Genomic DNA, 14,107 nt, shown 5'->3' on the forward strand with positions numbered 1-14,107 from the left:
ATACGAGTGCTGCCGGAGTGACCAAATTACGCAGCAGTGCGCTGCATGAAGCGCACCAGCGCGACCTGTGCTTGCACTCTGGCGACATTCAAAGCCAGCGCTGCAGGAGCGGGCCTGGTGGGAGCGAGCTTGCTCGCGAATAGGCCAGAACCACCGCCTTCGCGAGCAAGCTCGCTCCCACACAGTTGCCACAGGTAAGCACTACCCGTTAAAGCACCTTATCCAGCGTAATCGGGAAGTCCCGAACGCGCTTGCCGGTTGCATGGTAGATCGCGTTGGCGACCGCCGCTGCGACGCCCACGATGCCGATTTCGCCGACACCCTTGGAACCCAATGCATTGACGATCTCGTCGTCTTCTTCAACGAGAATCACATCAATGTCGCCGATATCGGCATTAACCGGAATGTGGTACTCGGCAAGACTGTGGTTCATCTGACGCCCCAGGTGATGGTCAGTCTGGGTTTCTTCATGCAATGCCATGCCGATGCCCCAGACCACGCCGCCGAGGATCTGGCTGCGGGCCATTTTCGGATTGACTACCCGTCCCGCCGCGATGGCGCTGACCACCCGGCTGACCCGAATGCTGCCCAGATCTTCGTCCACCTGCACTTCGACGAAAACCGCCGAATGCGTCGCGGTGGAATAAGCTTTGCGCTTCTTGTCCGGCTCGGCGTCGATCTGCACCTCAAGCCCATCGGGAAGGCCGCTCAATACCTCGGCCAACGCCAGCTGTTGCTCACCCAAATACAGGTAGCCTTGGGCAAGGGTCATCTGATCGGCGCGGGCTAAATTCCACTGCGCATCGATCTGGCAGGCCGCCTCGAACAGCTTCTCGCGCAAGGCCTTGCTGGCCTGTTGCACAGCGGTGCCCACCGAAGAAACAGTGAAGGAACCACCCTGCAATGGCGCAGTGGGCAGCGAGGAGTCGCCAAGCAAAAAGGTGACATCTTCAGTCGCAACGCCCGCCGCCGCTGCCGCGATCTGGGTCATGACGGTGTAGGTGCCGGTGCCGATATCGGTGGTTGCGCTGCTGACGATCAACTTGCCATCAACGCCCAGCCGGGCCTTGGCGCTGGCCTTCATTTGCATCGCTTCCCAGACGCCGCCCGCCATACCCCAACCGATCAGCTGCCGACCTTCACGCATGCTGCGCGGTTCCGGATTGCGCTTGCTCCAGCCGAAACGTTCCGCGCCCTGCGCATAGCAGGCGCGCAGCTCTTTGCTCGAATAAGGCTTGTCTTCATTGCCATTGCGCTCGGCGAAATTGATCAGGCGCAATTGCACCGGGTCGATCGCGACGGCGCAGGCCAGTTCATCCATGGCGCATTCCAGGCCGATCAAGCCCAGGGCGGCCCCAGGCGCGCGCATGTCCAGTGGGGTGAAGACATCCAGCGCCGCGAGTTTGTAAGTGAGCTGCACGTTGTCGCACTGATAGAGCATGCCGCTCCATTCCACGACGTGCTCGGTGAAGTCTTCAAAACGCGAGGTCTGGCCGATGGCTTCGTGCCCGACCGCCAACAGCCGGCCATTGGCCGCTGCACCCAGACGCAGATGCTGCAAGGTTCGCGGACGATAGCCAAAGGTGAACATCTGCTGTCGGGTCAAGGTCACGCGCACCGAACGCTTCAACTCCAGCGCAGCCATGACCGCGAGTGGCAGCTGATATTGCGGACGCAGTCCGGAACCGAACGCGCCACCGACAAAGGCGGCGAACACGCGGATCTTTTCCTTTTCCATGCCGAATACCTTGTGCAGGTAATCCTGACAATTCTGCGGGCCTTGGGTCTTGTCATGAATATGCAGGCTGCCATCGGCTTGATACAGCACGGTGGACGCGTGGGGTTCCATCGGATTGTGATGCTCGATGGGCGTGCTGTAGTGAACGTCGACGCTCAATGCTGATCCGGCAAACTCAGCCTGGAAGTTGCCGCGCGGCTTGGGCAGTTCGGCCGGTGCGTCCTGGGATTCGTCCAGTACCGCGAGCAAATCCGTCTCGTGATCTTCGACCAGATATTCGATACGCACCAATGAACCGGCATATCGCGCCAGCTCCAGGGTTTCGGCCACCACCAGCGCCAGCGGCTGGCCGCTGTACATAACCCGGTCGTTATACAACGGGCGGAACGGCGAACCTTCTGCCGAATCGGCGTCCTGATAGTCTTTGTCGTAGCTGGCGAGTCTTGGACGGTTTTTGTGATCCAGGACCATCACTACGCCGGGAACCTGCAAGGCCTCGGTGATATCGATATGCGTCACGCGGCCACGGGCAATGCTGCTGGACACCACGCTGCCGTGCAGCAAGCCGGTTTCCGGAAATTCACCGGCATAACGCGCCTGTCCGGTGACTTTCAGTCGGCCGTCAACGCGGTCCAGCGGTTGGCCCAGCGGCGTGGACGGCTTATTGGTCAGGCTGTTCATAGCGCGTTGGCTCCCACGGCGGCATCGCTCAGGGCGCGAATGATCGCCCGACGCGCCAGCTTGATTTTGAAGGCGTTGTGCTCCAGTGGCTGGGCGTCCTTGAGCAGCGCATCCGCCGCCACTGCGAAGTGCTCACGAGACACCGGTTTGCCGATCAGCGATTGCTCGACGGCCTTGTCGCGCCAAGGTTTGTGCGCAACGCCGCCAAGGGTCAGGCGCACGTCGCGAATGATTCCACCGTCCAGCTCCAGCGCAGCAGCGACGGACACCAGGGCGAACGCATAAGACGCACGATCCCGGATTTTCAGGTAATTGTGGTTGGCGCTGAAACCGGCTGGCGGCAGCTCAACAGCAGTGATCAGTTCGTCATCAGCCAGCTGATTGTCACGTTCAGGCGAATTGCCCGGCAGTCGGTGGAAGTCGGCGAATTCGATTGTGCGAACGCCTGCCCGACCTTCTACGTGGAGGACTGCATCCAGCGCGGACAGGGCGATGCACATGTCCGAAGGATGAGTCGCGACGCATTCGTCGCTGGCACCCAGAATCGCGTGAATCCGGTTCAGGCCCGTCCGCGCTGGACAGCCGCTGCCCGGTTCTCGTTTGTTGCAGGGCACGCCGGCGTCGTAGAAGTAATAGCAGCGGGTGCGCTGCAACAGATTGCCGCCAGTACTGGCCATGTTGCGCAACTGCGGCGAAGCGCCTGCCAGGACCGCTTTGGACAACAGCGGATACTGCTTTTCGATGATCGGGTTCCAGGCCAGATCGGCATTGCTCACCAATGCACCAATCAACACGCCGCCATTGGGGGTCGGGGTGATGCTCTTGAGTGGCAAGCCGGTAATATCGATCAGGTGCTCAGGCCGGGTGATGTTTTCTTTCATCAGGTCGAGCAGGTTGGTGCCGCCCGCGATAAATCGCGTTGCCGCACCGCTCAGGTGGACGGCGTCGCTGACGGTCGCGGGCTTGCTATAAGTGAAGGGATTCATTGGCCGCTCCTTGCGCGTTGCGCTTCGCGCATTTCGGGCAGCACGTCTTCAACTGCGGCGAGGATATTGCTGTACGCCCCACAACGGCACAGGTTGCCGCTCATCATTTCCTGGATTTCGGCGCGGCTGTTGGCGCGTCCTTCATTGGCCAGGCCAACCGCCGAGCAAATCTGCCCTGGCGTGCAATAGCCACACTGAAACGCGTCGTGCTTGACGAAGGCCTGCTGCAGCGGATGCAGCTGCTCGCCATCGGCCAGTCCTTCGATGGTGGTCAGTTCCGCGCCATCGCACATGATCGCCAGAGTCAGGCAGGCATTGATGCGTTTGCCGTCGCGCAGCACGGTACATGCACCGCACTGGCCGTGATCACAGCCTTTCTTGCTACCGGTCAGGTCAAGCCGGTCGCGAAGCAGATCCAGCAATGTCGTCCACGGCTGCACATCGAGCTGCCGGGTTTGGCCGTTGAGGGTCAGGCTTATCGCGTGGCCGGCGAAATCCTTGGGGGTCGTTGCAGTCATGAGAACCTCACGGTAGGTACTTTTTAGCGCAGTTATTCTGCGTCTTAAGGGGTACGACTTCGTGGGGTTGGCAACGTTCAGGGTTTGTTGACGGGCGTCGATAGGGGGCTGAAAAGCGGGTCAAGGGCGGATACAAACGGGTAGGAGGGGACTTGTCCCCGAAGGCAATGGGACGGACAACGAGACAAGTCTGGAAAATCACACGCCTCAGAGTACGCTTTCGGGGACAAGTCCCCTCCTACCTGATCCAGCGTCAGGCGATGGTGTTCAAAACCGCTGAGCGCCGCACCTTGCCGCACAGCTGCTCGACCAGCATCAAGGCGAATTCCAGGGCGGCGACTGAGCCTTTTGCCGTGATGCAATTGCCGTCCACCACCACCGGTTGATCAACAAATGAACAGCCGGAGAGCTGATCACTGACCGCTTCGCTACAGGTCATGCGGCGCTGCTTGAGCACGCCATAGGCCTGAAGCGCCAGCGCCGGGGATTCATCCATTGCGGCGTAGAACAGGCCAGCGGCGGCTTGCTCGCGCACCCGTTGCGCCAACGGCTGATGTTCGGCCAGATGCCGGGCGCCGGGCGAGCCACCGGGCAGCACGATCAAATCGAAGGTCTGCGCCAGCACATCCACCAGCATGGTGTCGGCTGTCAAACGAGTGCCCCGCACGCAAGTCAGCATGCGCCGCGCTTCGATGCTGGCCACTACCACGTCGATATCAGCGCGCCGCAGCACGTCGATCAAAGTCACGCTTTGCAGATCGTCGATGCCATCTGCCACCGCAATCAAGGCTCTTTTACTCACAGGCGACTCCTCGACAAGGTTTACGGCAAGCTTAGCCAGAATTTATGAACAACCGCCGATGATCGGTGAGCAGTCATATGAACACGCTACTGGTATGATGCGCGGCTTTTTCGACCCACAGAAAATGTCCCGGCTGCCGAGCAGTCTGTGCTTTGCTGTTTTAGTCGATTCATTTACGACGCAGGCGCGTCACGGGGAGCCAGACATGCTGGAACGGCTGTTTCAACTCAAGGCACACAACACCAACGTGCGCACCGAGATTCTCGCGGGCATCACGACCTTTCTGGCCATGGCCTACATCCTGTTCGTCAACCCGAGCATCCTCGGCGAAACCGGCATGGACAAGGGCGCGCTGTTCGTCGCTACCTGTCTGGCCGCCGCCATCGGTTCGGCGACCATGGGCCTGATTGCCAACTACCCGATTGCCCTGGCGCCGGGTATGGGGCTGAACGCGTTCTTCACCTATACCGTCGTGCTGCACCTGGGCCATACCTGGCAAGTAGCGCTGGGCGCGGTGTTCATTTCGGCAGTGATGTTCTTCATTTTGTCGATATTTCGCATCCGTGAATGGATCATCAACAGCATTCCGCTGCCGTTACGCTCGGCAATTGCCGCCGGTATAGGCCTGTTCCTGGCGTTGATTGCCCTGCACAACGCGGGCATCGTGGTCAGCAATCCGGCAACCATGGTTGGCATGGGCGACCTGAAACAACCGGCGCCGGTGCTGGCGACGCTGGGCTTCTTCCTGATTGTCGCCCTGGAAAGACTCCAGGTACGCGGCGCGGTACTGATCGGCATTCTCGCGGTGACCATCGCCTCGATCGTCCTGGGCTTCACGCCGTTTGGCGGGGTGATGTCGATGCCGCCTTCGCTAGCCCCGACCTTCCTGCAACTGGACATCAGGGGCGCGCTGGACATTGGTCTGATCAGCGTGATCTTCGCCTTCCTGTTCGTCGATCTGTTCGACAACTCCGGCACGTTGATCGGCGTCGCCAAACGCGCCGGTTTGATGGACAAGAACGGCCACATGCCGAAAATGGGCCGCGCGCTGATCGCCGACAGTACCGCAGCCATGGCCGGTTCGCTGCTGGGCACCTCGACCACCACCAGTTACATCGAGTCCGCAGCCGGCGTCAGCGCTGGTGGGCGCACCGGTTTGACTGCGATTGTCGTAGCGATTCTGTTCCTGCTGGCGTTGTTCTTCGCGCCGCTGGCCAGCAGCGTTCCAGCCTTCGCCACGGCCCCTGCCCTGCTGTTCGTGGCCGTGCTGATGACTTCCGGTCTGGCTGAAATCGACTGGGATGACATCACCGTCGCCGCGCCCGTGGTCATCACCGCGCTGGCCATGCCTTTCACCTATTCCATTGCCAACGGCATCGCCTTTGGTTTTATTTCCTGGACAGCGATCAAACTGTTGTCGGGCCGCTGGCGCGAGCTGAATTCTGCGCTGGTGATCCTGTCGATTCTGTTCGTGATCAAGTTGGGTTGGTTCCCTGCATGAGTCTTCTTCAATGAGCGTTCCATTCGATCCTGCCAGCTACGACCGTCAGCTCGCAGAGAAAGCCATGCGCCTGCGTGAGTTGCTGGCGCCGTTCGACGCACCCGAGCCGCAGGTGTTTGACTCGCCGCGCGAGCATTACCGGCTGCGCGCCGAATTCCGTCTGTGGCGCGAGGACCAGAAGCGTCACTACGCGATGTTCGCTCCCGGCGACAACCGCACGCCGATCCTGCTGCAAGGTTTGCCCATCGCCAGCGCGCGCATCAATGCCCTGATGCCGGTGTTGCGCGACCGCTGGGAAGCCAGCGGCGTGCTGAGCCACAAGCTGTTTCAGGTGGATTTCCTGACCACGCTGGCCGGCGACGCGATGATCACCCTGTGTTATCACCGCCCGCTGGACGAAGAGTGGACCGCCGCCGCCGAAAAACTCGCCGCCGAACTGGACGTCAGCCTGATCGGACGTTCCAAGGGCCAGCGTCTGGTAATCGGCCGCGACTACGTGACCGAGGAACTGGACGTCGCCGGACGCACCTTCAGTTATCGCCAGCCGGAAGGCGCGTTCACTCAGCCCAACGGCACGGTGAACCAGAAGATGCTCACCTGGGCCTACGACGCCCTGGGCACGCGGGATGACGATTTGCTGGAGTTGTATTGCGGCAACGGCAACTTCACCCTGCCATTGGCAACGCGAGTGCGCAAAGTACTGGCCACCGAAATCAGCAAGACTTCGGTGAATGCGGCGTTGGCCAATCTGGCGGACAACGCGGTGGATAACGTCACGCTGGTGCGTCTTTCAGCCGAAGAGCTGACCCAGGCGTTGAATGAAGTGCGACCGTTCCGTCGCCTGCATGGCGTGGATTTGAAGAGCTACGAGTTCGGCAGCGTCTTCGTCGACCCGCCGCGCGCCGGTATGGACCCGGACACCTGCGAGCTGACCCGGCGCTTCGAGCGCATCCTTTATATCTCCTGCAACCCGGAAACCCTGGCTGCCAACATCGCGCAACTGCACGACACCCATCGCGTCGAGCGCTGCGCGCTGTTTGACCAGTTTCCGTATACCCATCACATGGAGTCGGGGGTTTTGCTGGTAAGGCGCTGATGACGGCACAGTCAGCGACCCCTGAACGAGCTAGGCAAGCCAGGCTGTACAACGCGGAATAATGGCGAACTAATACCCACCGAAACATCTCTATCTATCCGTCGAAGATTCGTCGCTTTACGTCATCCATTTCGCCAGCCTGAATAATCAGACTGGCGCATACCCGACCTAGCAGCGAAACTCCATAAAGGATCAGTAGAGGATTGCCCCATGCTATGGAAAAAAGGTCGCCGCAGCGACAACGTGGTAGATGCGCGAGACAGCGGTAGCGGCGGCGGTGGAATGCGCTTGGGCGGCAAGGGATTGGGCATCGGTGGCATCGTCATCATTGTCGCTATCGGTCTGTTGACCGGTCAGGACCCGATGCAGATTCTCGGGCAGATCACCGGCCAGCTAAGCGAACAACCGGCGGCAGTCAGCCCGCAAACAACCCAGGCGCCACCCGCCAACGATCAGCAGGCTGAGTTCGTCCGTTCAATTCTGGGCGATACCGAAGACACCTGGCGTGCAGTCTTCCAGCTTAACGGCCGCCAATACCAGGATCCGAAGCTGGTGCTGTTTCGCGGCCAGGTTCAGTCGGCGTGCGGTTTTGCGTCGTCGGCCAGCGGCCCGTTCTACTGCCCGGCAGACCGCCAGGTCTATCTGGACATGGACTTCTTCCGGGAAATGTCACAGCGCTTCAAGGCCGCAGGAGATTTCGCCCAGGCCTATGTGATTGCTCACGAAGTAGGCCATCATGTGCAGACGTTACTGGGTGTTTCAGATAAGGTTCAGGCAGCCCGTCAACGGGGCCAGAAAATGGAAGGCACCAATGGGTTGCTGGTACGCCAGGAACTTCAGGCCGACTGTCTGGCAGGTGTCTGGGCTTTCAATGCGCAAAAGCGTTTGAACTGGCTCGAACCCGGAGATATTGAAGAAGCGCTGAACGCGGCCAACGCCATTGGCGATGACCGTTTGCAGCAGCAAAGCCAGGGCCGCGTAGTACCCGATTCGTTCACGCACGGGACCTCCGCTCAACGGGTTCGCTGGTTCAAGACCGGCTTCGCCCAAGGCCAAATCAATCAGTGCGACACGTTCGCAGCAAAGAGCCTCTGATCACATGATAAAACCGCTTCTGGTCCTGTCGTTAAGCGCCCTTCTGAGTTTTGCAGCTCATGCCGAGGATCAGGCGGTCAAATCAATCAGTCCGAATCGACTGACCATTAATGGCGTGCAGGCAACGCTCGGTTTGAGCCAGCAATGGAACAGGCCCAAGCCGCAGATCGAGCGTGCGGTGATTGTTCTGCACGGCCGCTTGCGTAATGCGCAGACCTACTTGCGCAGCATCGAGCGTGCCGCCAACCAGTCCAAGGAACGCAGCAAGACGCTGTTGATAGCGCCGCAATTTCTCAATGAGAAGGATGTCGTCGCCCACCACCTTGCGGACAACATCCTACGCTGGCACGGCAATGACTGGATGGCCGGCGACACCGCCATCGGGCCCAAGCCGGTCAGCTCGTTCATCGTCATCGACCATATCCTGCGCCGCCTCAGCGACAGCAAGTTGTACCCGAACCTGAAGGAAATCGTGATTGCCGGTCACTCCGGCGGCGCGCAGGTGGTGCAACGCTACGTGATGCTCGGCGGCAAGGAAGACGTGCTGCTCAGGAAAGAAGGCATCAAGCTGCGTTATGTGATCGCCAACCCGTCCAGCTACGCGTATTTCGATGCCGAGCGGCCGTTGCCGGTAACAGCGGCGCAGTGCCCTGGCTTTGATGACTGGAAGTACGGTTTGAAACACATGCCGACCTATGCCGGCAAAGTGAACCCGGCTGAAATCGAGCAGGGTTACGTCAAACGCGACGTCACTTACCTGCTGGGTGAACTCGACACCAACCCCAACCATCCCGCGCTGGACAAGACCTGCGGCGCCGAAGCCCAGGGCGCATTCCGCCTGGCGCGCGGCCAGAACTACTTCAACTACCTGACCAAGCGCCATCCGGAAGGCCTGAACCAGCGTTTGATCATCGTGCCAAATGTGGGTCATAACGGCGACGGTATGTTCACCTCGCCGGAAGGCCAGGCGGTGTTGTTCAAGCCGCTTTGACTTTACCCGTTGGAGCGAGGCTTGCCCGCGAATCGGAATTTCAATCGACGTATATATGTCGCCTGAAACGGCCCCTTCGCGGGTAAGCCTCCAGCAGGGGTAGTTGTCAGGCCAGCAACCCGTGCAATTCCACGCAATCCTGCGCGTGCCAATCGGCCAGTTCCGGCCATGGGTTTTCCGGCAGATTGACCAGAATCGTGCGGGTTCCGGCAGCACGGCCGCAGTCCAGATCAAAGCGATAATCGCCGACCATGACCATCTGCGACGGCTCGACCTGCCAGGCCCGCGCCAGATGCAGCAGGCCGGCTGGGTCAGGTTTATGCGCGGCTTCGTCGCGGCCAAGGATATCTTCCAGGGCAAAACAATCCGCCAGCCCGATGGCTTCAAGGGTCACATGCGCCAGCTCCCGCGCGTTGCGGGTCAGGATGCCGAGCCGATAACCACGCCCGGCCAGATCTCGTACCAATTCCACCGCGCCCGGCGCCGCTTGCGAACCCAAGGCCAGTTCACGCTCATGTTCCAGCAACCAGGCGTGTTTGGCCGCAGCCACATCGGCGGGCAATGCCGCCAGATGACCGAGAATGTCGTGATCCTGCGGGATATCCAGCGCGCGTTTGATCGCCGGAAAATCATGCACGGCGATGGTCAGGGTGCCGTCCATGTCGAACACCCAGTGGTGAATTCCGTTCAGGTTCATGCCCAATCCTTGCGATGACGAATCAGGCCTTCCTGACTGACCGAAGCCACCAGCTGACCGGCGCGGTTGTAAACGCTGCCTCGGGAAAATCCACGGGAATTGCCGGCCCACGGGCTGTCCATCGCATACAGCAGCCAGTCATCGGCGCGCAGGTCGCCATGAAACCACAGCGAATGATCAAGACTGGCTACTTGCATGTCCTTCTGCCAGACCGTCTTGCCATGCGGCAGCAACGAAGTGGTCAGCAGATTGAAGTCCGACGCGTAGGCCATCAGATATTTATGCAGCGCGGGAACATCCGGCAACGTGCCATCGGCACGGAACCAGATGTACTTCACCGGCTCGGCAGGCTGCGGATCGTAAGGATCGGACGCCGTCACCGGACGGAATTCGATCGGCTTGGGGCAGAGCATCTTGTCGCGCATCTGCTCGGGAATCAGGTGCGCGCGTTGCTGCAGCAATTCCAGCTCCGAAGGCAGGTTTTCCGGGCCGACCACATCGGGCATCGACGTCTGATGTTCATAGCCCTTCTCGTCGTACTGGAAGGAAGCACTGCAAGTGAAGATCGGCTGACCTTTCTGAATGGCCGTGACCCGACGCGTACTGAAACTGCCGCCATCGCGCACCCGATCCACCTGATAGACCACCGGCAAACCAGCATCGCCGGGGCGCAGGAAATAGCCGTGCAGCGAATGCACGTGGCGCTCGTCCTCTACGGTCTGGCTGGCGGCCGACAGCGACTGGCCCAACACTTGCCCACCGAACAACTGACGAAAGCCAAGGTCCTGGCTGCGGCCGCGAAACAGGTTTTCCTCAATCGGCTCCAGAGTCAGCAGCTCGACCAGATCATCCAATACTTGGCTCATTCATCATTCCTCACCCAAACCTGGTCGCCCTTTGCGGCGCGACAAAGTTGAAATGATACAGAAATAAACCAGGCATTCCCGGTCAAGCTTGCAGGGTTTTCAGCCATTGTTGGCGATTGATCCGATACAGCACGTGGGGTGTGAGCGGATGCCCTGGCGGAAGTTTCGGGTGCTCGAAGTTCTCCGCAGGATCGCTGTGCATGCCGATGGCCTGCATGACTTTCTGCGACGGCAGGTTGCTGACGGCGGTAAACGACACGATCTGCTCCAGCCCCAGGCGCTCGAACCCGCAGCCCAGAGCGGTCCAGGCCGCTTCACTGGCGTAACCGAAGCCCCAATGCTCGCGCGCCAGGCGCCAACCGATTTCCACCGCCGGGGTGAAGTGCGCATCGAAACCCACCACGCAAAGGCCAGTGAAGCCAATGAACTCACCGCTGTCTTTACGCTCCAGCGCCCACATTCCAAAGCCCAGCTCGGCAAAATGCCCACGCACGCGTCCGATCAACGCCGCGCTTTCCAGACGCGTCAGCGGCGCTGGAAAGTAACGCATCACCTGCGGGTCGGCGCACATGGCGGCAAATGCCGGCAAATCGTCATCTCGCCACTGGCGCATCAACAATCGTGCGCTCTCGAGCTTGAGTATCGGCTCCATCGTTTGCTCCTAAACAGCCTGTCTGACCCGTCGGTGGATAGTCGGCCCGTGTTGCGCTCGATCAAACCGCAAAGCTGGGCGGATACGAGCAATGCTGGCACTATCCGGCTTCGACCTCCCAACGGACGCAAAATGTCCCTGCCGCTCATCTATCACGAGGATTACAGCCCGGACTTCCCGGCTGACCATCGCTTCCCCATGGACAAGTTCCGGCTGCTGCGCGATCACTTGATCGACAGCGGCCTGACGACCGATGCGCAACTGTTGCGTCCGGAACTGTGCCCGAACGAGATTCTGGCCCTGGCCCACGATCGGTCCTACATTCGCCGCTATATGGAAGGTGATCTGTCCCGGGAAGACCAGCGCCGCCTCGGCCTGCCGTGGAGCGAAGCCCTCGCCCGCCGTACCGTACGCGCGGTCGGCGGCTCGCTGCTGACTGCCGAAACGGCTCTTGAACACGGCCTCGCCTGTCATCTGGCGGGCGGCACCCATCACGCACACTACGATTATCCCGCCGGATTTTGCATCTTTAATGACCTGGCGGTGATCAGCCAATACCTGCTGCAGAGCGGCCGCGTGAGCAAAGTGCTGATTTTCGATTGCGACGTGCATCAGGGCGACGGCACGGCGCGGATTCTCGCCGACACCGAAGATGCCATCACCGTCTCGCTGCATTGCGAAAAGAACTTTCCGGCCCGCAAGGCCCACAGCGACTGGGACATCCCGCTGGCCATGGGCATGGGCGATGAGGAATACCTGACAGTCGTCGATGATGTGCTCAATTACTTGCTGCCGTTCTATAAGCCGGATCTGGTGTTGTATGACGCGGGTGTCGATGTGCATCAGGACGACGCCCTCGGCTACCTGAAACTGACCGATGCTGGCGTGGCGGCGCGAGACGAAGCCGTGCTGCGCCACTGCCTGCAACGGGATATTCCGGTGATGGGCGTGATCGGCGGCGGCTACAGCAAAGATCGCCAGGCGTTGGCGCGCCGCCACGGGATTTTGCATCACAGCGCGCAGAAGGTCTGGGTGGCGCAGGGGTTGTGAGCGGCAAGACACACGACTTTCGACACCAGCATTCGGGGACAAGTCCCCTCCTACCGATTGGAGCGGATCTGGTAGGACCGGACTTGTCCGGGAAAGAGGCCGGCGCAGATACCGGGCTGGGTCAGGCTGTATGATGCTGGTCAATCCGACGCCATCGGGGACAAGTCCCCTCCTACTGAGATGCCAAACTCGCCATGACCAGCCCCGCCAGCAAATCCCAACCTTCAGTCGCCATTATCGGTGGCGGCCCTGCTGGCCTGATGGCCGCCGAGGTGCTGAGTCAGGCGGGGATCAAAGTCGATCTGTACGACGCCATGCCTTCGGTGGGTCGCAAGTTTCTGCTAGCCGGCGTCGGCGGCATGAACATTACTCACTCGGAACCTTATCCGGCGTTTTTGTCGCGCTACGCCGAACGCGCGCCGCAGATCGCGCCGATGCTGCGCAGTTTTGGTTCCAATCAGCTGTGCGAGTGGATTCACGGGCTGGGCATCGAGACGTTTGTTGGCAGCACCGGCCGGGTTTTCCCCACCGACATGAAGGCCGCGCCCTTGCTGCGCGCCTGGCTCAAGCGTTTGCGCGAGGCCGGCGTGGTGATTCACACCCGGCATCGCTGGCTGGGCTGGGATGCGCAAGGTCATTTGCGGATTGCCAATGCTGACGGCGAAACGTCGATCAATCCTGATGCCGTGCTGCTGGCGCTGGGCGGCGCGAGCTGGGCGCGCTTGGGTTCCGACGGCGCGTGGCTGCCATGGCTGGAACAACGCGGGGTTAACGTTACGCCGCTGCAAGCGGCCAATTGCGGCTTCGAAACAAGTGGCTGGAGCGAGTTGCTGCGCAGCAAATTTGCTGGCGCGCCGCTGAAGAACATCGCCATGGGCCTGCCCGGTCAGGCCGCGCGCCTGGGCGAATGTGTGCTCACCGAAACCGGCGTCGAAGGCAGCCTGGTCTATGCCCTGTCGGCGCAGATTCGTGAGCTGATCAATCAGCGCGGGTCAGCAACGGTTTATATCGACCTGCTGCCTGGCAAAAGCGCATCGAACATCGAAAAACTTCTCGCCAAGCCGCGTGGCTCGCGCTCGATGTCCAAACATCTGCACAGTCAGCTGGGGATTGATGGGGTCAAGGCTGCGTTGCTTCGGGAACTGGCTTCGAAAGAGGCATTCGATAATCCCGCTCAGCTGAGCAAGGCGCTCAAAGCTCTGCCACTGAAGCTGGTCAAGGCGCGACCGATGGACGAAGCGATCAGCACCGCAGGCGGCGTGACGTTCGAAGCCATGGACGAACGCCTGATGCTCAAGCCATTACCCGGCGTGTTCTGCGCAGGCGAAATGCTCGACTGGGAAGCACCCACCGGCGGCTATCTGCTGACCGCCTGTTTCGCCAGCGGCCGTACAGCGGGGTTGGGGATGGTGGAGTGGTTGCGCAGATAAATGA

General features: G+C 60.6%; 13 protein-coding genes. 6 read left to right on the top strand and 7 right to left on the bottom strand.

Features of this window, described 5'->3' with window-relative positions; genetic code table 11:
- Positions 1-208: 208 nt before the first annotated feature.
- From AABC73_RS24640 to AABC73_RS24655, 4 genes are all read right to left on the bottom strand, one after another.
- Positions 209-2,419 carry a xanthine dehydrogenase family protein molybdopterin-binding subunit gene (locus tag AABC73_RS24640; RefSeq protein WP_341521335.1) on the bottom strand — a complete coding sequence of 737 codons (2,211 nt, stop codon included), beginning with the start codon at positions 2,417-2,419 and terminating at the stop codon, positions 209-211.
- Positions 2,416-3,405, bottom strand: a complete 990-nt coding sequence (locus tag AABC73_RS24645) for a xanthine dehydrogenase family protein subunit M (RefSeq protein WP_341521336.1) — start codon at positions 3,403-3,405, stop codon at positions 2,416-2,418. The genes AABC73_RS24640 and AABC73_RS24645 overlap by 4 nt, the downstream gene beginning before the upstream one ends.
- Positions 3,402-3,923, bottom strand: coding sequence for a (2Fe-2S)-binding protein (locus AABC73_RS24650; protein WP_341521337.1), 522 nt, complete (start codon positions 3,921-3,923; stop codon positions 3,402-3,404). The genes AABC73_RS24645 and AABC73_RS24650 overlap by 4 nt, the downstream gene beginning before the upstream one ends.
- A gap of 253 nt (positions 3,924-4,176) precedes the next feature.
- Positions 4,177-4,725: a DJ-1 family glyoxalase III gene (locus AABC73_RS24655; RefSeq protein ID WP_341521338.1), complete on the bottom strand. Its 549-nt coding sequence runs from the start codon at positions 4,723-4,725 to the stop codon at positions 4,177-4,179.
- A 205-nt stretch (positions 4,726-4,930) separates the two neighbouring features.
- Between AABC73_RS24655 and AABC73_RS24660 the strand changes: the two genes are divergently transcribed.
- From AABC73_RS24660 to AABC73_RS24675, 4 genes are all read left to right on the top strand, one after another.
- Positions 4,931-6,226 (top strand): NCS2 family permease, encoded by a 1,296-nt coding sequence (locus AABC73_RS24660; RefSeq protein ID WP_065836138.1) that lies wholly within the window; start codon positions 4,931-4,933, stop codon positions 6,224-6,226.
- 10 nt (positions 6,227-6,236) lie between these two features.
- Positions 6,237-7,322 (top strand): tRNA (uridine(54)-C5)-methyltransferase TrmA, encoded by a 1,086-nt coding sequence (trmA, locus tag AABC73_RS24665; RefSeq protein WP_341521339.1) that lies wholly within the window; start codon positions 6,237-6,239, stop codon positions 7,320-7,322.
- 210 nt (positions 7,323-7,532) lie between these two features.
- Complete coding sequence (locus AABC73_RS24670) at positions 7,533-8,417, top strand: neutral zinc metallopeptidase (RefSeq protein WP_331153124.1); 885 nt, start codon at positions 7,533-7,535, stop codon at positions 8,415-8,417.
- A gap of 4 nt (positions 8,418-8,421) precedes the next feature.
- Positions 8,422-9,408 carry an alpha/beta hydrolase gene (locus AABC73_RS24675; RefSeq protein ID WP_341521340.1) on the top strand — a complete coding sequence of 329 codons (987 nt, stop codon included), beginning with the start codon at positions 8,422-8,424 and terminating at the stop codon, positions 9,406-9,408.
- Between the two features lie 106 nt (positions 9,409-9,514).
- Here AABC73_RS24675 and AABC73_RS24680 read toward each other — a convergent pair whose 3' ends face one another.
- From AABC73_RS24680 to AABC73_RS24690, 3 genes are all read right to left on the bottom strand, one after another.
- Positions 9,515-10,105 (bottom strand): HAD family hydrolase, encoded by a 591-nt coding sequence (locus AABC73_RS24680; RefSeq protein WP_341521341.1) that lies wholly within the window; start codon positions 10,103-10,105, stop codon positions 9,515-9,517.
- A complete protein-coding gene (gene tesB, locus AABC73_RS24685; RefSeq protein ID WP_341521342.1) occupies positions 10,102-10,971 on the bottom strand; it encodes an acyl-CoA thioesterase II in 870 nt (289 codons plus the stop codon). Before tesB ends, AABC73_RS24680 begins: the two co-directional genes overlap by 4 nt.
- An 82-nt stretch (positions 10,972-11,053) precedes the next feature.
- On the bottom strand, positions 11,054-11,623 hold the full coding sequence (locus AABC73_RS24690) for a GNAT family N-acetyltransferase (protein WP_331153120.1): 570 nt from the start codon (positions 11,621-11,623) through the stop codon (positions 11,054-11,056).
- Between the two features lie 132 nt (positions 11,624-11,755).
- On the opposite strand from AABC73_RS24690, the gene AABC73_RS24695 reads away from it, so the two are divergent.
- Positions 11,756-12,673: a histone deacetylase gene (locus AABC73_RS24695; protein ID WP_341521343.1), complete on the top strand. Its 918-nt coding sequence runs from the start codon at positions 11,756-11,758 to the stop codon at positions 12,671-12,673.
- 194 nt (positions 12,674-12,867) lie between these two features.
- Positions 12,868-14,103, top strand: a complete 1,236-nt coding sequence (locus AABC73_RS24700; RefSeq protein WP_341521344.1) for a TIGR03862 family flavoprotein — start codon at positions 12,868-12,870, stop codon at positions 14,101-14,103.
- Positions 14,104-14,107: the final 4 nt, after the last annotated feature.

The sequence above is a fragment of the Pseudomonas sp. G.S.17 genome (assembly GCF_038096165.1).
Lineage (GTDB): Bacteria > Pseudomonadota > Gammaproteobacteria > Pseudomonadales > Pseudomonadaceae > Aquipseudomonas.